Source organism: Nocardia sichangensis (genome assembly GCF_047200615.1).
In the GTDB taxonomy this organism is placed as follows: domain Bacteria; phylum Actinomycetota; class Actinomycetes; order Mycobacteriales; family Mycobacteriaceae; genus Nocardia; species Nocardia sichangensis.
The window spans coordinates 1-18,986 of sequence record NZ_JBJZOK010000032.1 but is presented as its reverse complement, the minus strand read 5'-3'; the positions used below and the strand labels follow the sequence as shown (position 1 = coordinate 18,986).

General features: G+C 65.7%; 22 protein-coding genes. 19 read left to right on the top strand and 3 right to left on the bottom strand.

Going from position 1 to position 18,986, the window contains the following annotated elements; all coding sequences use genetic code 11:
• Nucleotides 1-60: 60 nt before the first annotated feature.
• From ACL03I_RS32230 to ACL03I_RS32215, 4 genes are read left to right on the top strand one after another with little or no spacing between them, the layout of a single operon-like run.
• Nucleotides 61-750, top strand: a complete 690-nt coding sequence (locus tag ACL03I_RS32230) for a hypothetical protein (protein ID WP_412807743.1) — start codon at nt 61-63, stop codon at nt 748-750.
• The gene (locus tag ACL03I_RS32225; protein WP_412807742.1) at nt 750-1,295 is read left to right on the top strand and encodes a hypothetical protein; all 546 of its coding nucleotides are present in this window, start codon (nt 750-752) and stop codon (nt 1,293-1,295) included. The genes ACL03I_RS32230 and ACL03I_RS32225 overlap by 1 nt, the downstream gene beginning before the upstream one ends.
• Nucleotides 1,296-1,308: 13 nt before the next feature.
• Nucleotides 1,309-1,587: a hypothetical protein gene (locus tag ACL03I_RS32220; protein WP_412807741.1), complete on the top strand. Its 279-nt coding sequence runs from the start codon at nt 1,309-1,311 to the stop codon at nt 1,585-1,587.
• Nucleotides 1,588-1,590: 3 nt separating this feature from the next.
• Complete coding sequence (locus ACL03I_RS32215) at nt 1,591-2,001, top strand: HK97 gp10 family phage protein (RefSeq protein ID WP_412807740.1); 411 nt, start codon at nt 1,591-1,593, stop codon at nt 1,999-2,001.
• Nucleotides 2,002-2,004: 3 nt separating this feature from the next.
• On the opposite strand, the gene ACL03I_RS32210 is transcribed toward ACL03I_RS32215, so the two are convergent.
• Nucleotides 2,005-2,718 (bottom strand): hypothetical protein, encoded by a 714-nt coding sequence (locus ACL03I_RS32210; protein ID WP_412807739.1) that lies wholly within the window; start codon nt 2,716-2,718, stop codon nt 2,005-2,007.
• Between the two features lie 244 nt (nt 2,719-2,962).
• Here ACL03I_RS32210 and ACL03I_RS32205 point away from each other — a divergent pair, with 244 nt between their 5' ends.
• Genes ACL03I_RS32205 through ACL03I_RS32170 form a run of 8 tightly spaced genes read left to right on the top strand, consistent with a single transcriptional unit; the run spans nt 2,963 to nt 13,710 of the window.
• On the top strand, nt 2,963-8,815 hold the full coding sequence (locus ACL03I_RS32205) for a hypothetical protein (RefSeq protein ID WP_412807738.1): 5,853 nt from the start codon (nt 2,963-2,965) through the stop codon (nt 8,813-8,815).
• An 11-nt stretch (nt 8,816-8,826) separates the two neighbouring features.
• The gene (locus ACL03I_RS32200; RefSeq protein WP_412807737.1) at nt 8,827-8,973 is read left to right on the top strand and encodes a hypothetical protein; all 147 of its coding nucleotides are present in this window, start codon (nt 8,827-8,829) and stop codon (nt 8,971-8,973) included.
• 2 nt (nt 8,974-8,975) lie between these two features.
• The gene (locus ACL03I_RS32195; protein ID WP_412807736.1) at nt 8,976-10,226 is read left to right on the top strand and encodes a sugar transferase; all 1,251 of its coding nucleotides are present in this window, start codon (nt 8,976-8,978) and stop codon (nt 10,224-10,226) included.
• Nucleotides 10,223-11,233: a hypothetical protein gene (locus ACL03I_RS32190; RefSeq protein ID WP_412807735.1), complete on the top strand. Its 1,011-nt coding sequence runs from the start codon at nt 10,223-10,225 to the stop codon at nt 11,231-11,233. Before ACL03I_RS32195 ends, ACL03I_RS32190 begins: the two co-directional genes overlap by 4 nt.
• On the top strand, nt 11,230-11,895 hold the full coding sequence (locus ACL03I_RS32185) for a hypothetical protein (protein ID WP_412807734.1): 666 nt from the start codon (nt 11,230-11,232) through the stop codon (nt 11,893-11,895). The genes ACL03I_RS32190 and ACL03I_RS32185 overlap by 4 nt, the downstream gene beginning before the upstream one ends.
• Before the next feature lie 17 nt (nt 11,896-11,912).
• Entirely contained in the window at nt 11,913-12,515 is a 603-nt protein-coding gene (locus ACL03I_RS32180; RefSeq protein WP_412807733.1) for a DUF7172 family protein, read from the top strand.
• A complete protein-coding gene (locus ACL03I_RS32175) occupies nt 12,515-13,102 on the top strand; it encodes a DUF7172 family protein (protein WP_412807732.1) in 588 nt (195 codons plus the stop codon). The genes ACL03I_RS32180 and ACL03I_RS32175 overlap by 1 nt, the downstream gene beginning before the upstream one ends.
• Nucleotides 13,075-13,710 carry a DUF7172 family protein gene (locus ACL03I_RS32170; RefSeq protein ID WP_459561392.1) on the top strand — a complete coding sequence of 212 codons (636 nt, stop codon included), beginning with the start codon at nt 13,075-13,077 and terminating at the stop codon, nt 13,708-13,710. The genes ACL03I_RS32175 and ACL03I_RS32170 overlap by 28 nt, the downstream gene beginning before the upstream one ends.
• A 132-nt stretch (nt 13,711-13,842) precedes the next feature.
• On the opposite strand, the gene ACL03I_RS32165 is transcribed toward ACL03I_RS32170, so the two are convergent.
• Nucleotides 13,843-14,160, bottom strand: coding sequence for a hypothetical protein (locus ACL03I_RS32165; protein WP_412807730.1), 318 nt, complete (start codon nt 14,158-14,160; stop codon nt 13,843-13,845).
• 171 nt (nt 14,161-14,331) lie between these two features.
• Between ACL03I_RS32165 and ACL03I_RS32160 the strand changes: the two genes are divergently transcribed.
• The 4 genes from ACL03I_RS32160 to ACL03I_RS39570 all read left to right on the top strand — a co-directional run bounded on the left by ACL03I_RS32160 (nt 14,332) and on the right by ACL03I_RS39570 (nt 15,907).
• Entirely contained in the window at nt 14,332-14,628 is a 297-nt protein-coding gene (locus ACL03I_RS32160) for a hypothetical protein (RefSeq protein ID WP_412807729.1), read from the top strand.
• 106 nt (nt 14,629-14,734) lie between these two features.
• Nucleotides 14,735-14,920, top strand: a complete 186-nt coding sequence (locus ACL03I_RS32155) for a hypothetical protein (protein WP_412807728.1) — start codon at nt 14,735-14,737, stop codon at nt 14,918-14,920.
• Nucleotides 14,921-15,026: 106 nt separating this feature from the next.
• Complete coding sequence (locus ACL03I_RS32150) at nt 15,027-15,623, top strand: hypothetical protein (protein ID WP_412807727.1); 597 nt, start codon at nt 15,027-15,029, stop codon at nt 15,621-15,623.
• Nucleotides 15,548-15,907 (top strand): DUF7240 domain-containing protein, encoded by a 360-nt coding sequence (locus tag ACL03I_RS39570; RefSeq protein ID WP_459561395.1) that lies wholly within the window; start codon nt 15,548-15,550, stop codon nt 15,905-15,907. Before ACL03I_RS32150 ends, ACL03I_RS39570 begins: the two co-directional genes overlap by 76 nt.
• 4 nt (nt 15,908-15,911) lie before the next feature.
• Here ACL03I_RS39570 and ACL03I_RS32140 read toward each other — a convergent pair whose 3' ends face one another.
• On the bottom strand, nt 15,912-16,526 hold the full coding sequence (locus ACL03I_RS32140; RefSeq protein ID WP_412807725.1) for a hypothetical protein: 615 nt from the start codon (nt 16,524-16,526) through the stop codon (nt 15,912-15,914).
• A 123-nt stretch (nt 16,527-16,649) separates the two neighbouring features.
• Between ACL03I_RS32140 and ACL03I_RS32135 the strand changes: the two genes are divergently transcribed.
• The 3 genes from ACL03I_RS32135 to ACL03I_RS32125 all read left to right on the top strand — a co-directional run bounded on the left by ACL03I_RS32135 (nt 16,650) and on the right by ACL03I_RS32125 (nt 18,826).
• Nucleotides 16,650-17,939 carry a M23 family metallopeptidase gene (locus ACL03I_RS32135; protein ID WP_412807724.1) on the top strand — a complete coding sequence of 430 codons (1,290 nt, stop codon included), beginning with the start codon at nt 16,650-16,652 and terminating at the stop codon, nt 17,937-17,939.
• A gap of 133 nt (nt 17,940-18,072) precedes the next feature.
• Complete coding sequence (locus ACL03I_RS32130; protein ID WP_412807723.1) at nt 18,073-18,468, top strand: hypothetical protein; 396 nt, start codon at nt 18,073-18,075, stop codon at nt 18,466-18,468.
• A complete protein-coding gene (locus ACL03I_RS32125) occupies nt 18,461-18,826 on the top strand; it encodes a hypothetical protein (protein WP_412807722.1) in 366 nt (121 codons plus the stop codon). The genes ACL03I_RS32130 and ACL03I_RS32125 overlap by 8 nt, the downstream gene beginning before the upstream one ends.
• Nucleotides 18,827-18,986 lie beyond the last annotated feature (160 nt).

The window sequence follows — 18,986 nt, the reverse complement described above, 5'->3', positions numbered from 1 at the left end:
CGGCATACGGTCCCCACCATGAGCTGCACGTGGCCCACCTCCACCCGATGCCTTCCGGAGGTGACCGCTGAGACGGACATCGCGCGGATGCAGAACTGTGTAGATACCGCGGTGCTGATCCTCTGGGCGCTGACCGGCCGCCAGTTCGGGGTGTGCCCTCGCCTGGCGCGGCCGTGCCCGTCTCAGCGTGAGGACTCATGGATGCCGGGCTGGTCCTGGTATGTCGGCAGCGCGGCGGATTGGGTGACAGCGGAGTGTGTGTGCGGACCGAAATGCACGGTGAGCGGGCCGGGGGTGGTGCATCTGCCGGGACCGGTGTACGAGGTCACCGCGGTCACCGTCGACGGTGTGGCGCTGGCCGAGGACGCATGGGCGCTCGAGGGCGACCGGCTATACGCGACCGGCGGCCGGTGGCCGAACCAGGACCTCGGTAAACCAGCTGGGATGCCGGGCACCTGGGTGGTGGAGTACCTGTCCGGGCTGGAGCCGCCAGCAGGTGCCGACGAGATGGTGGGGTTGCTGGCGTTGGAGTTCTGGAACGCGTGCAACGGCGGCAAATGCCGACTCCCCCGGCGTGTGGAATCTCTTACACGGCAGGGCGTTTCGATGAAAATGAAAGACCCCGCCGTCCTGTTCCAGTCGCGGAGCACGGGGATTCCGGAGATCGACATGTGGATATCGGCGATCAACCCCCACCAGCTCGTCGCACCCTCCTCGGTCAGCTCCCCCGACTACCCGGCCGGTGCATAGTGGCCGACAAAGCTGTTCGCGTGCTCGGTCTCGTGGTCGATTCGCTGCGAGAGTGGTTCGACCCCGCGCAGGACGTGCCGCCGCTCGGCGGAGGCACCACGGATGTGTGGGTGCTCGCCGGGGAAACAGTGGTTCCGCCGCCGTGGCTCGTCGGCGGAGACGACGACGAACCGTCGTGTGATGGCTGCGGCCCGTACCTGTGGGTGCGGTTGGCTCGCCGCTGGCGTACCGGGGGGTCGTCGCAAGGGCGCACTGCGGTGTTCCCTGACGAGGCCGCTTCTGCTGGTTGCGGATCGAAACGCGCCATCACGATCGAAGCCGGGATAGCACGTTGCCACCCGATGGACGGGTCGTTGGAGCAGTTGTGGGAGGAAGCGCAAATCCAGTGGGACGACGGGTGGCGGATCGAGGCGGCGCTCTGCGCGGCCATGCGGCAAGCCGAAGAGGTACAGGCGGCAACGGCAACGGCAATCGGCGCAGGTGAGGCGTGGGGCCCCCAAGGAATGGTGACCGCATGGCTCACCACAGCGAGTGCTCAACTGTAGGAGGACGAGAAGTATGCAGATCACCATCGAGGGCGTTGTCACCTCCGATGCGCTCGGGGAGGGCGAGCAGCGCACCGTGGAACTCACCCCCTATATCCGAGGACTGCTGCGGAACAGGTTGGTGCGGCAGGTCCCGTTCGACCCGCCACCGGTCGAGGAAGCCCCTGCGGTCGCTGAGGAAACACCACCGGTGGTTGAGGAGACCGAGACAGTCTCGGAGCCGATCGACGTCCCTGAAGCCGAGCCGGCGAAGACGAAGCGGACCCGCCGCCCTCGCACCACCGAGGAATAGCCAATGCCCCTACAGGTGCGACTCACCGCGCAGTACGAACCGGCGGAAGGGGCGCAGCAGGTCGCGGTGTCGCGCGCAGTGCCGATCATGGGCGGACTCGGTCGGCGCATCGTCACGAACGCGCGGAGGCGGGTGCCTGTCCGGACCGGTGCGTTGCGGGACAGTATCGGATCATCGGTGTCCTCCAACACGTCATCGGTCCGGTTGGACGTATTCGCCAGCGCACCACACGCCCGGTACATGGAGGACGGGACCGACCCACATGTGATCCGGCCCCGGCGAGCGCGCGCGCTGGCGTTCCAGGCCGGAGGCCGCACGGTATTCGCGATGCGGGTGAACCACCCAGGCCAACGCGGGATCCACTTTCTGGCTGGTGCTGTCGCCGACGAAATCGCAGCGGACGACTTGGGCTGACCTCTACGTGCAGTCGCGGTATGTCTTGCCCTTGAGCACTCCGTCGATCGTGGATTCCGAGATGCCGAATTCGCGGGCGAGACTACGCCGCTGGCCGTACTTCCCGCCGTACCTCGCCCTGATCTCGCGCACCTGATCAGCGGTCAGGCGTGCGACGGGGGACGCGGCTCCGCTCAGTCCTCGATACCGGCCCGCCTCCATCATGTCGCGGACGTTCTCCTGCTGGGTTCCCTCGTAGACGTGGTGCGGATTCCAGCAGTCGCCGTCGTGGCAGGTGTGATTCAACTGCGAAGGCCATCGGCCGTGAAGGAGATACCAGGCGTAATGGACCGCGCCGACATTCCGCTGGCGGTCCGCGTCCCAGGCCGCCGGTCGCCCCTTCGACCGCGAGAAAGGCCATTCGGTCTCGCACCGCTCGGGCGTCATCGACGGAACACGCCGAGCGATGTGAGCCACGACCGCGCCCCGTTCCTTGATCGGTTTGGCCTGACCGGCAGACCCTTTCCGCTGCTCCCGGTGGTAGTGCAGCTGGCACAGGTCGCGCTTGAACGCGTCCCGCTCACAGTCCTCCACTGTGCAGGTGAGCGCACGCGCAGCGCGAGGGGCACTCGCCAGGGGATCGCCGTACCGATGCCACCGTGTGTAGTGCGCGCGGCACCAGCCACGTCCGACGGCCGGTTTGTTGCAGTATTCGATAGCGCAGATATGCTGCGTCATGTCCACTCCTAACCAGTGGGCCACGCTCCGGGGTAGTTCGCGCTACCGCCGGAGCCCTATTCGTTTGTGCGCCTTCATTTTACAAACGCGCATTGTGGCCACGAATTTCCTGTCCGGCGCGGTCGCCGACGAACTCGCCGCGGATGGGTTGGCCTGACCTTCGACCAAATTTCGGTTGAGTTAGGAATTCGTTTGGGGGTCGGCTGACCTGGGGTTTGCGCCCCTGTTTGCCACCTTCCCCGCCGTGACTTCTCCCGGCGGCATCCGTATCCCCATCACCGCTGATGGGTCGAACTTCGGGACGTCGCTGCGGGACGCGGTCCTCGACGGGATGCGCACGGCTCAAACCGAACTGGACATCAAACCGCTCGACATCAAGATCGACCTCGACATGGCGGGGGTCATCTCCACCGCCCAAACCGAGCTGGCCGGCGCGGACCTGAAAGCCCATGTCGAGGTCGACCTCGACGTGGCCGGGGCCATCAGTGCGGCCGAAACCACGCTGGCCGGTGCGAACCTCACCGCGAACGCGAAGGTCGATCTCGACCTCAATGTTTCCTCCGATCAACTGGCATCGCTGGCTGCGATCCAGACACTGGCCGACAAGACAGTCACCATGAAGGTCGATCTCGACCTGAATGTTTCGGCTGATCAGTTGGCCGCGATCCAGGGCGTGCAGGCGCTGGCCGATAAGACGGTCAACGTCAAGTTCGACCTGGACATGACCGACGCCGAGCTGGAGCGGTTGAAGTCGCTCGGCCCGACGATGCGCAGCATCCGGACGCTGACCGACAAAGACATCAAGGTCAAGATCGATGTGGATCTGTCGCAGACGGATCTGGATCGGCTCAAAGAGGTCGCGCCCGCGCTGCGCAGCATCCGCACGCTGGGCGACAAGAACATCAAGGTCAAGATCGATGTCGATCTGTCGCAAGCGGACCTGGATCGGCTCAAGGAAGCCACCCCGGCGCTGCGCAGCATCCGCAACCTCAGCGACAAGAACGTCCGGATCAAGATCAACCTGGACATGTCGCAAGCGGACCTGGATCGGTTACAGGCGATTGCTCCAGCGCTGCGCACAATCGGGCGGCTGACCGACAAGAACATCACCGTCCGGATCGACATCCAGGCCGACGAGGCGCGACTACGCGCTATCGCGGCGCTGCTGCGCGACATCCAATCCCGCAACGTCCGCGTCAACGTAGACACCGACGCTGACGGCGCGGTCGCGAAATTCACGCGCCTGTCAGGAAGTTTCAGCGCGATAGCTGGTGGCGGGGCCGGAGTCGCCGCAGCGCTCGCCGCGATTGGCGGTGCGGCCGGTGCGGCGGCGGGCGCGGTCGGTGGCCTGGTCCTCGGGATGGCCGCGCTCGGTCCCGCCGCCGCGGCGATCGGCGCCACCGCGGCTGTCGGGCTGTCGGGCATCAAGGACGCGTTCAAGGCGGCAGCCGATGCTTCCGATGCGGCGGGGGATGAGGGCGCGGCCCGGGCGAAGGCTGTGGCCGCGGCACAGGAACAGGTCGAGTCCGCGCTCGATGGGGTCACCTCCGCGCGGCGCACGCTCACCGACGCCGAGGAGGCCGCCGCCGACGCGACGAAGGCCGTCACCGACGCGCTCGCCGACGCCAGTTCCGAACTGGATTCATACGACGCGAAGTTGAAGCGGTCAGCGCTATCGGAGGATGAAGCACGGCGGGCGCTGGAGAAAGCGCAGAAGGCCGTCGCGACTGCGAAGACGCCGGACGACCGGATCGATGCGCTGCTGCGACTGCGGGATGCGGAACTCGATTACGAGGAAGCGCAGAAGGCGAACGTCGATCTCCAGGATGAGGCGAATAAGGCCCGCGAGGCGGGTGTCGAAGGCAACAAGAAAGTCATCGCGGCCCGCAAGCAAGAAGCCGACGCGAACCAGGCAGTGACCGACGCCAACACCGCGCTGGTCAAGGCACAAGAGCAGGTCGTCAAGGCGCAGGCCGCAGTGGCGGAAGCGCAATCCCAGGGCAGCCCGAAAGCCGACGACTACGCGAAAGCGATGGCGAAACTCGCCCCGGCCGCAGCGGAATTCGTGGTCGCCGGTCGCGGGCTGATGCCGATGCTGACCGACCTCAAGAAGGGCGTGCAGCAGACCGCGTTCGACGGACTCGCCGCATCGCTGACCGATGTCGGTGGACGCGTCATCCCCGTGGTCAAGGAAGGCATGACCGGGGTCGCCGGCGAAATGAACATCGCGGCGAAATCCTTCCTGGACTTCATCGGCAGCGCCCGCGGCATGGAAGGTATCCGGTCCGTATTCCAGGGGACCGTAAATCTTTTGGAGGGTATGCGGGCGGGTGCTGGAGGATTTACACAGGGCATCCTCGATTTCGTCGCTGCCGCCCAACCGGCGATGTTCGGGTTCGGTCAGGCCATCGCCCAGATCGGTGGGTCGATCGGGCAGGTGATCAGCTCGGCGGCCGAGTCCGGGCAGCTCGCGCAGCTGTTCAGCGGGTTCACCGGCGTTCTCCAGGGTGCGGCGCCGCTGCTCGCCGGTCTGGTGTCGTCGCTAATCACGCTCGGGTCTGCTGTCTTACCGGAACTCGGACCGCTGCTCGCGTCCATCGGTGGCGTGCTTACCACGATCGCGCCGTCCCTGGGCGCGCTGGGAGCGGAATTCGCTCGCTCCCTGACCTCGATCATGCCGCAGCTGGGCACCTTCATCGCCGCGCTTGCTGAAGGTTTGCGGCCGGTGCTTCCGGTGATCGCGCAACTGCTGGGTGCTGCGCTTCAGGCACTGACGCCCCTTATCGGACCCTTGTCCGATATCGCACAGACGGTTGGAAGCGCACTCGTGGGCGCGGTTCAGGCCCTCGCCCCGAGCCTCGGACCCATGGCGACCGCCTTCTCCGCGCTGGTGACCGCAGTGGCTCCGCTGGTGCCGCTGATCGCGGAGAACCTGTCCGTGGTTCTACAGGCCCTGGCACCAGCCCTGACCGAAGTGGCGACCGCGCTCGCTCCGGTGATATCCGATTTCGCGACGCAGATGCAGCCGGTCATCGCGGAGCTGGCCCCGATACTCGCTGAGACGGCGAGGATTGTCGGTGTCGCGCTGGCTGATGCGATCCGGCAGCTCGCGCCCTCGATCCCCGACCTCGTCCGATCGTTTTCTGATTTGTTGCTGGCGCTGGCTCCGCTGCTGCCGGAGTTCGCGCGGATGGCGGCCGAACTACTACCGCCGCTGGTGGACATCCTGGTCCAGATCACCCCGCAGGTGGTCAAGCTGATCGATGCCCTGACCTGGCTCGTGCAGAACGTGATCATCCCGTACGTGATCCCAGCCATCCGAGACTGGGTTGATCAGCTGCGCATGGGCTTGCAGACCGTCGCCGACGTGATCGAGTGGTGGCGCGGCAAGGTGACCGACGCGTTCACCTGGATCACCGACACCGCGTTCCCCGCGCTGGGTCGAGCGTGGGACACAGTGCAGGGCTGGTTCGACACGGGTGTCGAACGCATCGCACAGAAGTTCGATCAGTTACGGGAAGCGGCGGCCGTGCCGGTCCGGTTCGTCGTCAACACGGTGTTCAACGACGGGCTCAGAAAGGCGTGGAACGCGGTCAATCAGTTCCTGCCGGGCGCACCGGAGATCCCCCCTGTCACATTGGGTTTCGCGACCGGTGGTGCGGTGTGGGGTCCCGGCACCGGCACATCGGATTCGATCCCGGCGTGGCTGTCCACGGGTGAGCACATCATCACCGCAGCCGAGGTGATCCGCGCTGGTGGACAAAACGTCTGGTACGCGATCCGCGACATGATCGCTCGCGGAATCCCTTTCACCTGGGACGGGGGCCGGGTGGTCCAAGACCTGGGCCGCCAGAACCTCGACGCCTACGGGGCCGCGGTGAAGTCCGCAGGTATCGGGAACGTGGACCCGCAAGGGCTGTTCGACCCGTTGTTGCCGCGCTTCCGTGACGGGGGCGCGGTCATGCCGTGGATGTATCAGCTGAAGGCCGGTCACGACTTCGCGCGCGCACAGGACGGCCGCCCTTATCAGTGGGCCGGACCGCGCTGGGTGGGTGACTCATTCGACTGCTCCGGGTTCATGTCCAGCATTGCGGCGGTGATCATGGGCATGAACCAGTGGGTGCGGTACTGGTACACCGGCCTCTTCTCCGGCCAGCAGGTGGGGCCGCAGGGGTTCGTGCACAACCTCACCGACGGTGTGGGCATGGTCATCGGCGTCTCCAACGGCGGCCCCGGCGGTGGGCACACCGCTGGCGAGCTGCGCGGCATCCCGGAACTCGGAATCGCGCCCGCGCGGGTGGAATCCGGTGGCGCGCTGGGCGATGTGCACTACGGCCGTGGAACTCCGGTCGGCAGCTTCCAGATGTTGTACGGGCTGCCGATCGGGGCCAACGGTTTCTTCCAGCCGAGCACCGGCGGATCGGTGGGCCCGTCGCCCGCAGACCAATCCGGGTTCGTTCAGCAGCAGATCAACCGCATATTCAAGGAGATCACCGACCCGATCCGTGGGGAGATCGAATCACGGATCGGGCCTCCCCCACCGTTGTGGAATCAAGTTCCGGGAGAGTTCCTCACGGTCGCGCAGAACAAGTCGGTGGAGTTCCTAGCCGGGTTGGTCGGTGATCTGGGTGGCGCGCTGCCGGGAGTGTGGTCGAAGGCGCAGGAGCTGGCCGGGCGGGCGGCCGGGCGGGCGTTCGATCTGCTGACCCCGTTCGACTCCGGTGGTATCGCCAGCGGCGTCGGTTTCATGCCGAAAAACGTGCTCGAACCGGAGCGGGTGTTGGACCCGCAGCAGACCCGGTTGTTCGAGGCGTTGGTGGCTGCGCTGCAACGGATCGCCGGTATGGGGTCCGGAGTCGCCACCGTGAGCACGGTGGCTGAGCAGCAGCAGGCCGCGCAGGTGGAGGCGACACAGAAGGCCATCGCGGAGCAAGGCGAAACCCTGGCGGAGACGCGGGATCTGATCGAGCGTAGTGAGTCCAGTCAGGAAGCTGTGACAGCAGCGCAGACCGCGCAGCTGCAAGCCGCGCTGGACGATATCGCCCAGCGGCTGGGCTTCGACGTTCTCCAGCCGATCATCCAGTCCGGTATGGACGCTGCCGTCGGTGTGATCCAAGGCTGGCTCAAGGGCATCGGCACCCAAATCACGGCCGGTACGGACCGGACCACAGCAGCGGTGCAAGCGTTGCCGTCGAATCTGGATACCCCACAGCAGGCGGCGCCGTTCGGTGCGCCGGGATCCGCGTTCGATGCGGTCTCCGCGATTTCGGACGCGGTGGTGTCCGTGGCGAATACCGCGGCACAGACATTCCAGCGGGTCGCGCAGGACATCGCGAACGCAGCGTTGCAGCAGAAGCCGTCGCGGGTCGCCGAGTCCCGGGGCGTGCTCGGTAAGGACATCTCGGGCGGGCAGCTGGTGGACCTGATCGTGCAGTTGACCGGTGTAGAGATCGAGGTCCGGGACACTCTGTTGAATACGCTCGAGGAAATCCAGCGGATGCGTGGGGATTTGATCGGGTCGTTCGACACCCAAGGCCGGATCGTCGCGGACACCGCCGAACTTATGCAGCGCAACGAGTCCAGCCGTGACCTGGTGATCTCTGAACAGAACCGGCTCAACCGCGAGCTCATCAAGGCCGTCCTGAAATACCTGATGACCGCGGTGGTGATCCCGATCATGACCGCCATCCTCGGCGCGATGATCACCCTCGCCAGTACCGCCATCGGCGCGGCCATCGGCAGTTTCATTCCGATCATCGGTACCGCCATCGGTGCCGCCGTCGGCGCGATGGTCGGCGCGGCCCTGGGCGGTGTGGCCGCAGTGTTCACCGGCGCGCTGGCGGTGGGCGCGGCAGCGGCGATCGACAGCTTCGACTCTGGTGGTGTCGCGGTCGGGCGCGGCCTGCTCGCCAAGGACATCGTCGAACCCGAACGGGTGCTGTCGCCGCGGCAAACAGCGCTGTTCGACCGCATGGTGACCGCGCTCGAGACACAGCCGCGCGGCGGCAACCGGACCGTGCATGCGCCGATCACCTACGTCGGTGCTGGCGGCCCGCGCGCGGTCCAAACGCACCTGCTCGAACTGCTCAACAACTGATGGAGGCTGTCGTGTATTCCGAGGACTTGGCGCAGCGGTCGTGGTCGGCGCCGGAGTTGGTGCCTGATGACGCGCCGGAGCCGGAGTCGTACATGGGGTTGGTGGGTGTGGTCGCGCCTTCCCCGGTCGCTGAGTCCGCGCCTGATCCGGAGGGCTGATTGTGTTCAGGGGATGGCTCGCCCTCGCGGGTGTGGAGCTGACCAACACCAGCCGGTTGGTGGCGCACGCGCGCCCCGGCATCCCCCAGACCATGGAAGAGGCCGTGGGGCAATGTGTCTGCCGCGCCGACTACGTGTCCTATGACGATTCATGGCCGGGACTGCAAGCGTTCCTCGGAGATGGCCCGTACGTGATCGCCGATGCACCCTGGTACGACCCGGCGATCCCGCAATCCGCTGAACTGCTGGGGTTTTGGGTGACCCAGATCGACGGGTGGGGTCCGACGCCGGTGTCTCGTCAGGTGGATGACGCGATCGGTCCGGGTGGTGTGGCAGGTCCACACCGCGACCAATACCGCACCCTCAACATCGAATTCAGCATCGTCGCGTGCACCAATGCTGGCGCGGTGTATGGGCTGGAGTGGTTGGCATGCCGGTTGCGGCCGGCGAAAGCGTGGGGCGGGACAACCCTCGAATTCCTTGCCGCACACCCGGAGAACTCGGCGGCGGTGCCTGCCAGTCTGCGGCGGGTGATGAACCGGGTCACGGTCACCCAAGAACCGCAGGTGACGCAGTCGCGGGGGACGCGGGGTGAGCAGAATCGGCAGGGAAACCTGTTCGCAGGAAATTTCTCGTTGGCGGTGCTGGACCCGTACGTGTATGGGCCGGTCACCTCGGCGACGGTGGTGTGGGATTCGACGGTCACCGAGCAGATCACGTGGGCACACGCCCCGGACTGCGCGGACCCCAACTCGTGTGATGAGATACCGATCCTCGCCAGCGTGGAGTGTGTGCCTGCGACGGTGGATGTGCGGCCGGTGCAGCCGCCGGTGTGTGCGGGCTGCACCCCGTTGTGCGCGGTCGAGACCAGCGTGTACGAGATCCCGACGGCGTCGGGGGTGCTGTGTGTGGACCAGGCCGTCACCGTGATCGTCACCGCGGGCGATGATCCGGTGTCGGTGAATTTCTGGTTCCGGCCGTGTGGCGAGACCGCGCTGTGTGACCGGACCGGGTTCCTGTCGGTCGCGGGGTTGCCTGCTGGGGCGACGGTGGTCGCGGACTCGGTTCAGGGACGGCCGTACTCAATCGTTGACGGTACTCAGATCCAGCAGCGCGGGATCGTGTCCACCCCGTCTGGTGCGCCATGGACCGCGGTGGTGCTCGATGTCGGGCAGTGCTGGGAGTTGGTCGCCCAACATGAGCCCGGCCTGGATTTCACGGTGCAGGTGCAGGTACGAGGTAGGTCGGCATGAAGCTGGAACCCGCGGCGTTCGGGGTGCACACGTTCGACGGTGTGCAGCTGGGCGCGATAGAAACCCCGAAGACCTTCACGTGGTCGCGGGAGCGTAACGAGGTCTCCCGGCTACAGCTGACCGCGCCCATGCAGGATTTGGGCGCGGAGATCACACCCTGGCTGCATTGGGTTTCCTGTTGGCACGGTCAAAGCCTCCAGTGGATCGGGCCGGTGCAGGAGACCACCCGGGATCGGACCGGGATGAGCGTGGATTGCCGGGACGTGTCGACGTTCATGTGGCGCACCAGGACACAGACCACGCGCCGCTGGTCAGGGATGGATGTGGCCCCGATCGCCGCGGACCTGTGGGCGGAAATGCTGACCCTGCATTCGGTGCGTGCCGATCCGATCGTGCTGCCCGCGCGCACCGACAGCCGCTACGACTTCGAGGTCAAATCCGACCTGAAAATGCTGCACCAGGACATGGATGCGCTCTCGAAGATGGGGTTGCGGTGGACGGTGGCGAAAGGGCGGCCGGTCCTCGGTGAGCAGCCCGTGGCACCGGTCGCCGAACTGTCCGAGCACGATCTGTCCGGTGGCGCGATGATCCGCCGATCCGGCGCGAAGACCTCGAACGATGTGCGGGTGCAGGGGAAGAACAGCGCTGTCACCGGCCGCACACCGCTGGTCGGACTGCATCTGCAATCGATCATGTCCCTCGATGATCTCGGTGGAGCCACCAACATCGAGACCGCAGCAGCGCAGTACGTCAACCGGCGGTCAGCGATCCGGGACGAACTGGTTATCCCCACCTCGGCGACATTGTCCCCTGATGCGCCGATCGAGCTGAACCAGCTGATCCCGGGCGTTCACCTGGTGGTGTCTGCGCTGGGTTTGCGTACCGTGCTGCGTCTGGACCAGGTGACGGTAACCGGCGGCGCGGAAGGAACCTCGGTAGCGGTCCGCTTGGCGACACCGGATGTCCTGACCGACCTCGAGAAAGCTGGAGCGCAGGTGCAAACGTGAGCGGGACAGCGGAGCCGGTTACTCCGCCGGCGACAGATGCCGAGTGGGCGCGCGACACCACGCGCCGACTCGAGTCGTTGGAGAACCCGACCAGTGTGCGGGTGGGGCCGTGGGTTCTGTCGGCTTCCACCGAGGGGCATCTGGTCGGGTCCCATGTCGAGGGCGGGTCGGTGATCCTGGCGCGGAAACCTGGTGCTGGGGAGAACGATCCGGATGCGATCGAGGACCCGATAGCGGCGACGTTGGGGGCGACGCGCACGGCAGAGCAGAACATCGGCACCAGTGGCGCGGCGGTGATCTGGGATGGCACAGCGGTGGAGGTCGGCGGGGACTGGACCCGTGGGCAAACCATGTTCGATTCGGTGGTGGTTCCGAAGACGGGTGCCTACTGGGTGTCGGCGAACATCCATTTCAAGACCCGGCAGTGGCTGTCGGTGTCGATCCGGGCGGATGGTGTGCCTGTGGCAGGGGGGCGCGTCGACAACCCGGACTTGATCCCGTGGGTGACAGTGCCGCCGGGAAAGGTGGTGGGTTTGGTCGCCGGGCAGCGGGTCGATGTGTTCGTGATCGCGGAGACCTCCACCGTGATCGGGGCGAACGCGTTCTTCTCCCCGGGTGTGCCGAGCAGTCTGGACATGTTCCTGATCGCGGAGAGGGGATAGCCGTGCCGCAGGTATGCGTGAGCAAGAATCTGAAGATCACCGGTGGTGGCGCGACGCTGGGTTTGGAGAAGTGGTCGGCGCCGCGGATGGTGGCGCAGGTGACCGCGACATCGGTGGGTGACGGCACGATATCGTCGTCGGGGCTCACCACCCAGCCGGGGCGGTTGATGATCGATACGTCGATTTCGTGGGCGTCGGATTCCCCGTTGCCGGCGTTGATGCGGTTGCAGGTGATCCGCCCATACCGGACGCTGATCTCCTCGAATCCAAACGCGGTCGAAATCTGGGAGGCGTGGAACTACCGCATCAACGGCACCCCGGCGGTCCCCACCTATGACCTCGTGAATTCGTTGTGCACGATGGCGCCGGACCTCGGTACCGACACAACCACGCAACCGTTCAAAGGGGTCGTGTACCAGGATTATCCGGCTGGCAGCAGTGAGGAGTTGATCGAGCTTCCGGCGGGGTCGACGCTGAATGTGCGGTATGTGGTGTACGTGTGGACTCCCCCACCGTGGAGCAACAACGCGTCCGCGAACACCCCTGTCCATGAGGCGTATTCGCGTGGCGTGAAACTGCGGTTGTGGGCGTTCCCGACCCTGGATGAGGGGGTGGCCTAGTGTCTGTGCCGATTTGCACCTCAGAGTGGATGCTGTCGTCGCCGACGGGCACGGACGTGGCGGCGGCCTGGGTGCCGCGGATCGTGGCCGAGCGGTTCACGACGTCCACGAAGGACGGTGCGGTGGAACGCAGCCCGGACCCGGTGCCGTTCATCGCTTCCGAACTCACGTGGGCGAACACGACAGGCGCGCAGCAGCGGATCTGGCTGGAGATCCACCGGCCGCCGCGCATGATCATCACCTCGAACCCGAATTCGTACGTGCTGGATGATGCGGTGAGCTGGGATACGGGGGTGGCGCCGGTCGCGCCGCCGCCGTCGGCGACAGAGAACGGGATCGGCGCGCGGATCAGCGTCACACCGGTCACCGTGAACCAGATCGCCTACACGCGGTTCTTCCGCAGGTGGGATAGCTCCAACTGGTGGCAGTCAATCGGCACCCTCCAACCGGAAGAGATCGTGCACACCCGATACGCCGCGCTGTACAGCACGCCTGGCAGTTGGCGGGCACCCAACAACCCGCTGCAGGTGGTGCGCGCCTACTGGGTGCGGCTGCGGCTGTGGGCGACTCCGGAGGCGACGCCGTGAGCTATCCCTGTGTGAACCCAACCTATTTCGACTCTCCCAGCGGGGTGTTGTCGCCGAAGCGGCAGTATCAGCTTGCGCACCGAGCGTCCGCGACAGCGGGGGGTGCGACGTTCACCCCAGCGTCGAACCCGTCGCCGGGGACCGTGTTGTTCACGACGAACGTGTTGTGGCTGAACAACACCGGGGTCACACAGTTGGTGTACGCGCAGATGACCCAGGGCGCGGTCAGATACCAGATCGACGCCCTGAAACATCTGGTGATCCGGTACCAGTGGGGCACATCGTTCGGAGTCGCGCCTGCCGATCCGGCCTTGACCGAGGAGTCTCGGATTCGGGGCCTGGTCGACGCGGGCACCACCACCGTGTCGAGTACGAACGTCGCCATATACGTGCTGCTCGAGGATCGTCAACCGCCGATCAGTTTCCCGATCGGCGACCTGATCACTCTGCCCGCTGGTCAGACCGTAAAAGCACGGTGTCAGGTGTCGTGGCAGACCGACGCGTGGGGTCTCAACTGGTACAGCGGATACGGTGACCCGATCCCTCATCGCATCGGGAAAGTCGGGCCCGTGAAGTTGGATCTCTTCTCGGTCCCGGTGATCCCGTAGGAGGCGAGCCGTCCCCGAATTGAACGGGGATCGAGGAGCGACCTCGGGCTACCAAACGCCACGCGCGGATTTGAACCGCACCCGCCAGGGGACTCGCCGATCCGATGGTACTGCTGCACCTCGATCGTGATGCTACTCAGGTGATTTCGTGGGCTCGATCCAGTTGTAGATGGTTTGGCGGGCCAAGCCGGATTCGTTGATGATGGCTTGCGGCGCGACCTTCCCGTCTTTCGCTGTCCCGGCGTGCGCGGCCTTGGCCGCCGCCTCCAGGTAGCGCATGATTTGGTTCACCTGCTGGCGCGCCGTGGCAAGGTCCTCACCGAGCAGCGACAGGGTCCTGAGGGCGTCGACCGCGGTGTCGAACTGGAAGACCGGTTCGACCAGCCAGCCGATGTGCTCGGTGCCCGGCAGGTACAGGTTGTCGGGGCCGGTGATGATCTTCTGCTCCACAATTCCTCCCTAACTGTCTAGTGGTAGACAGATTACGGCACCACGCCAGAAGTGTCTACCGATAGACGGATAGTCATTCACAGAAGCCGACGATGTGCCGCCCGTAACAATCCGAGCCGGTCCTCGATCAGTCTGTGAACCACCGCAATCCACCGACGACAGGACTTCCTCATGAGCGCAGATCCCTGGGCAGTTACCAGCCCGTCCGCGGGCGTCTACCGCTTCACGAACAACACCGACAAGCCCGCCGCCGCGATCTTCTTCACGCCGAGAGGTGTCGAACTCAAGACCGGCGAGCCCGGCAACAACAGCGTCAGCCAGAGGATCGAGCCGGGCAAGCACTTCGAGATCAAGATGAAGCGGCTCCCCGGCGCCGCCGACCCGGCCGGTGTGCAGATGGAATGGAGGATTCCCCTCGGCGACGGCAATTTCGGCATGGGGGTCTGGGGCTACGCGATTTCCGACTGAGCTGTCCGCGATCGCGCGGGGTGCAGCCATTCAGCTGCTGCACCCCTCCGTCCTACGGTGCGCGCCTGTATCCAGGGCAGCCCGCCTATTGGGTGAGCGCGACCTGTTGGAGCAGGAGAAGGCGCTCGTGCGCGCCCGCCGCGGTGACGCCGCTGCGTCGGTGAGCGAATCGGCTGCACCGGCGGTGATCGATTCGACGGGCCAGGAGTTCGAGGTCGGCGATGACGATTGGGCCGTGATCCCGGCCGACAGTGGTCACACCGCCATCGGTCAAACGGGCTGCGCCCTCTAGCCCTACAGTGCCGCACCAGTGTCCAGGGCAGCCGAGAAGAGGGAGATGGACTATGTCGAGTTTCGATCCGCCGAGTGGGGCGGAAGATTTGGCTGCGCAGGCCGAGTTGATCGAGGCCGAGCGCGCACAGATGGAAGCAGATCACGCGGCGATGCTGCGGGCCCGCCAGCAGCGGAGAGTGGATCAGGGGCGCGCGGAGTTGGAGCGGCGGCGCGCGGAGTTGCAGGCCGAGCTGGCGGCGCTCGACGGTGAGTCCCTGGTGATCGAACCGGCCGGCGACGTGGTGGTTGTGGACGCCGAACCTGCGGACACCGCCGTGTCCGAACCGGATTACACGGATGCCGATGTGTGGGATGTCGACCCTGACACGGGGGAGGCGTACCGGGATGAGGACGGTAAGCCGGTGCCGCGATGGCCGTACGAGACGATCGAGTTCAAGGGCCGGTCGGTTCAGACCCGCATCCCGAAGCCTGCGGCCTTGCAGGTGTTCGGTCTGATCAATTCCAGGCACACCCCGGCGAAGGCGAAGAATGATGCGGTCGCGCAGTTCCTGGTGCAGTACTTGTCCGCGCGGTCGCATGCGGAGATCATGGCCGCGATGATGGACCCGGATCAGGATTACGAGGAATCGGATCTGTCGCGGCTGGTGGAGCAGATCGCGAAGCAGGGCACAGGACGCCCTACTGCGCCGTCGCGGGCCTAGCTGTTCTCGCGGCGAAACACTGGCGCACGATTCAGGGGCGCCTGATTCTGGCGGGGCATCGTGATCCACTTCGGGATCTGCCCGATATGCACGCGCTCCTCAGCGTGGTGGAGGTGATGTTCACCGAGCATATGACGGCGGAGGAGTTGGACGAGTTCAACCGTCGCGTGTATCACGACACCCCGACGGTCCGGGCGGATGATCCGGAGCCGCCGGGGTTTTCGGTGGCCGAGCAGCGGGAGGGCTTCGCGGCGTTCACTGCGTTCGCGGGCGGGATCGGATAGTCGGCTACGCGATTCGTTGCAGGGCTGGCGGAAGGTTCCAGTCCTCGCTGTCGCGAGGTGTCCGCTTCCCTGGTCGACGCTCCTGCCAGTCGTCTACGGTCTGGGGCAGGGAGCCGAAGACGCGGCCGATGCGTGCGTCAGGGATGTTCGTTTTGTAGTGGTTCATCGCGCCGCGGTGGACGCCGATCCGCTCGGCTACCTGTGGGGTGCTGAGATAGACAACCGTCTCGTTGCCGAGGTCCCACCATGCTCCGGCGGACCGGGAACCCGATCCGGGTCGGCGGGCTTTCCAGGCTTCGCCGGTCGCGGGGAGCCAGCCTTGTATGCGGCCGATCCGCGCGTCGGGGGCGGCGAACTTCCGATTCTCGAGGTAGGTGGCGAGTGTCTTGTGCGGGATCTCGAGGTGTTCGGCCAGGGCAGCGAGGGACAGGTATTCGGTCGGCCAGTAGCTGTGCCACCGCTCGACGGTGTCGGGGAACCAGCCGTCGATAGTGACGCCGCCGCCTTCGACGTGGGTGTCCGGTAGTGGCATCCACCCGTTGGCGGCGTATTCCTCGACGGTGGCGAGGGGCACGCCGAGGTGATCGGCCACGCCGGCGATCGACAAACTCACGGTCATCGGGGTCCTCCTTCCTTCCACACCACCGTACCGGTGAGCGTATGTATAGTCCAAGTCTGTTGTGTGGCGGATCACCGCGCAGGGGGCGTCGTGGGTTGCGCCCCTGATTGTCACAGTGCGCGGGTGAACCCCGTACATCCGATGCGCCCCGGCTCGTACGTTCTGTCGTCCGGGTTCGGTCAGCGCGCCAACCCGGTGACGGGTGTACAGGAAGGGCATCTCGGTGTCGACTTCGCCGCAGCGGTAGGAACCCCCTTCTACGCGGTCGCTGACGGAGTGGTGGTGGAGGGCGGCGAGCGGGCCGATGTCGACGGGTTCGGCCGGTGGGTGTGGATCGACTGCCAGGCCTCGGTGGGTCGGGATCTGATCTACGGCCACGGCGATCCCCTCGTATGCGCTGGTGATGCCGTCAAGGCCGGGGACTTGGTCGGCACCGTCAACACTCACGGTCAGTCGACCGGTCCTCATCTGCATTTCGAGACCTGGACGGCGCCGGGTCGCCTGGGTGGCCGCGCCGTCGACCCGCTCCCCTGGCTCGCCGCGGCGGGCGAGCCTGTATCGACTGGAGGTAAGTCCATGAAGCCCGATTACGTCGAATTGGACCGGATGGGCGAATCGGCGTCCAGCCGTCACGGCGCGCAGGTAGAGAACTTCCTGCTGCACACGCAGGAGGGCGACGGTACCGCCGAAAGTCTGGCGAATTATCTGAACAATCCGGCGAACGGGGTGAGCTACCACTACACCGTCCGTGACGGGGTCGTGGTCGACGTGGTGGACACCGATCTGGCGAGCTGGTCGGTGCTGGACGCGAACTCGTTCACCATCAATCTCTGTTTTGCGGGCAGCCGGGTCTCATGGAGCCGGGAGGACTGGCTGCGGATCCGTGACGACATCCGTATTGCGGCGTGGCTGGCGGTGCAGGACGCCCGCAAGTACGGGTTCTCGACGAACGTCATCCGGCCGCCGTACCGGCGTGGGCCCGGCATCTCCGATCACCGCTACGTCACCGAGTGCCTCGGCATCGGCACACACACCGACGTCGGTGCCGGCTTCCCGTGGGATGTGTTCGCCGCCGACGTCGCAGATTTCACCCACAGCACGACCATCGAGGAGGACGGCATGCCCAGTGCAGAAGAGATCGCCAAGGCGGTGTGGGCGCACCGGCCCGCGAAGCCGGACGGACGCACCGATGCCACAGCGGGAGAAATGCTTGCGTGGACCGACCAGCATGCCGGGCACACGCTCGACCAGCTGGCGGGGCCGGGCACGAAGGACGATCCGAGCAGGGATCTCGACCCGACCCGCTGGGATTTCCTGGCGGACCTGTCCGTGCCGGAAGCGCTCGGTGTGCTCGGCCAGAGGCTGGGGATCGAGGGATTTCGTGATCCGCGGAAGGGGGTGAGCAAGGGATGAGTAGCTACCTGCATCTCGAGTTGTCGGATGTGCCGAAGGTTCTCGGTGCGTTGGCAACCATTTTCGCTGCGGTTCTGACGTAGCCGTGGTGGGGATTGGGCCGGATGACCGGCGCAGTGTTCGGCCTTTCCAGGTGGTTGTGTTCCTCGGCTATATGGCTGCCGGGATGGATGCGGCGGTGAAGGGTGCGCCGCCGGGGGCGGTGTCGCAGGCGATGGGGAATTGGTTCGCAGTGGTGTGGATTGTGATGTTGATCATATTCCCTGCTGTGTCGCTGCTGGGGTTGGCGGCACAGCGGTGGGTTGGCGGGCCGTGGATGCAGCTGTCGGGGAATCTCGGCGTGGGTGCGGCGTCGGCGGCCTATGTGGTGGCGGTGTTGCAGGCGACGTGGGCGGATCGGGCGTCGTTCGCGGCGTGGGTGACTGCGAGCCTCACGGTATGTGCGGTGGGGCTCGTCTATGGGGATGTGCGGTGGATCGTCGCGGTGACGCGTCGAATGCGGGAGATGGACAGGTGCGAAGGTGAATGACTGGCCGGGATTGATCACCGCGATCGGCGGCGCTGGTGGCGGCCTGGTCGGCGTCATCGGTTTGGTGGTGGGGTGGCGGAGTAGGCAGGCAAACTACGCGCAGGCGACCGCACAGATCGGCGCGCAGGCGGCGGACATCGCCGGGCAGGTGGCGGCAGGGCTGCGGACGGAGAACGCGGAACTGAAGACGGATATCGCGGAACTCGACCGGAAGGTCGACTTTCTCCAGGAGTCCATCCTCACGCTCAAGGACATCGTGTTGCTGGCGGTGTACCGGTTGGAGCGTCATGGTGATGTCGACGCGGTGACGGAGATCCGAGCAAAGCTGACAGCAATCAACAATCGACCGGTGGTGTAGCCGAGTCGTTTTTCGGGCGGCGGCTACAGATTTGGCTACAGTCGCGGAATTGTGATCGCAAATACATGAAGGCCCCGCCAGGGATTTGCCTGGTCGGGGCCTCTTTTTATGTGTGGTCCCAGCTGGGATCGAACCAGCGACCTTCCGCGTGTGAGGCGGA

Excerpts from the sequence above, each read along its gene's own strand:
- ACL03I_RS32220 (WP_412807741.1), top strand. The coding sequence starts at position 1,309 with ATGCAGATCACCATCGAGGGCGTTGTCACCTCCGATGCGCTCGGGGAG.
- ACL03I_RS32215 (WP_412807740.1), top strand. The coding sequence starts at position 1,591 with ATGCCCCTACAGGTGCGACTCACCGCGCAGTACGAACCGGCGGAAGGG.
- ACL03I_RS32210 (WP_412807739.1), bottom strand. The coding sequence starts at position 2,718 with ATGACGCAGCATATCTGCGCTATCGAATACTGCAACAAACCGGCCGTC.
- ACL03I_RS32190 (WP_412807735.1), top strand. The coding sequence starts at position 10,223 with ATGAAGCTGGAACCCGCGGCGTTCGGGGTGCACACGTTCGACGGTGTG.
- ACL03I_RS32160 (WP_412807729.1), top strand. The coding sequence starts at position 14,332 with ATGAGCGCAGATCCCTGGGCAGTTACCAGCCCGTCCGCGGGCGTCTAC.
- ACL03I_RS32140 (WP_412807725.1), bottom strand. The coding sequence starts at position 16,526 with ATGACCGTGAGTTTGTCGATCGCCGGCGTGGCCGATCACCTCGGCGTG.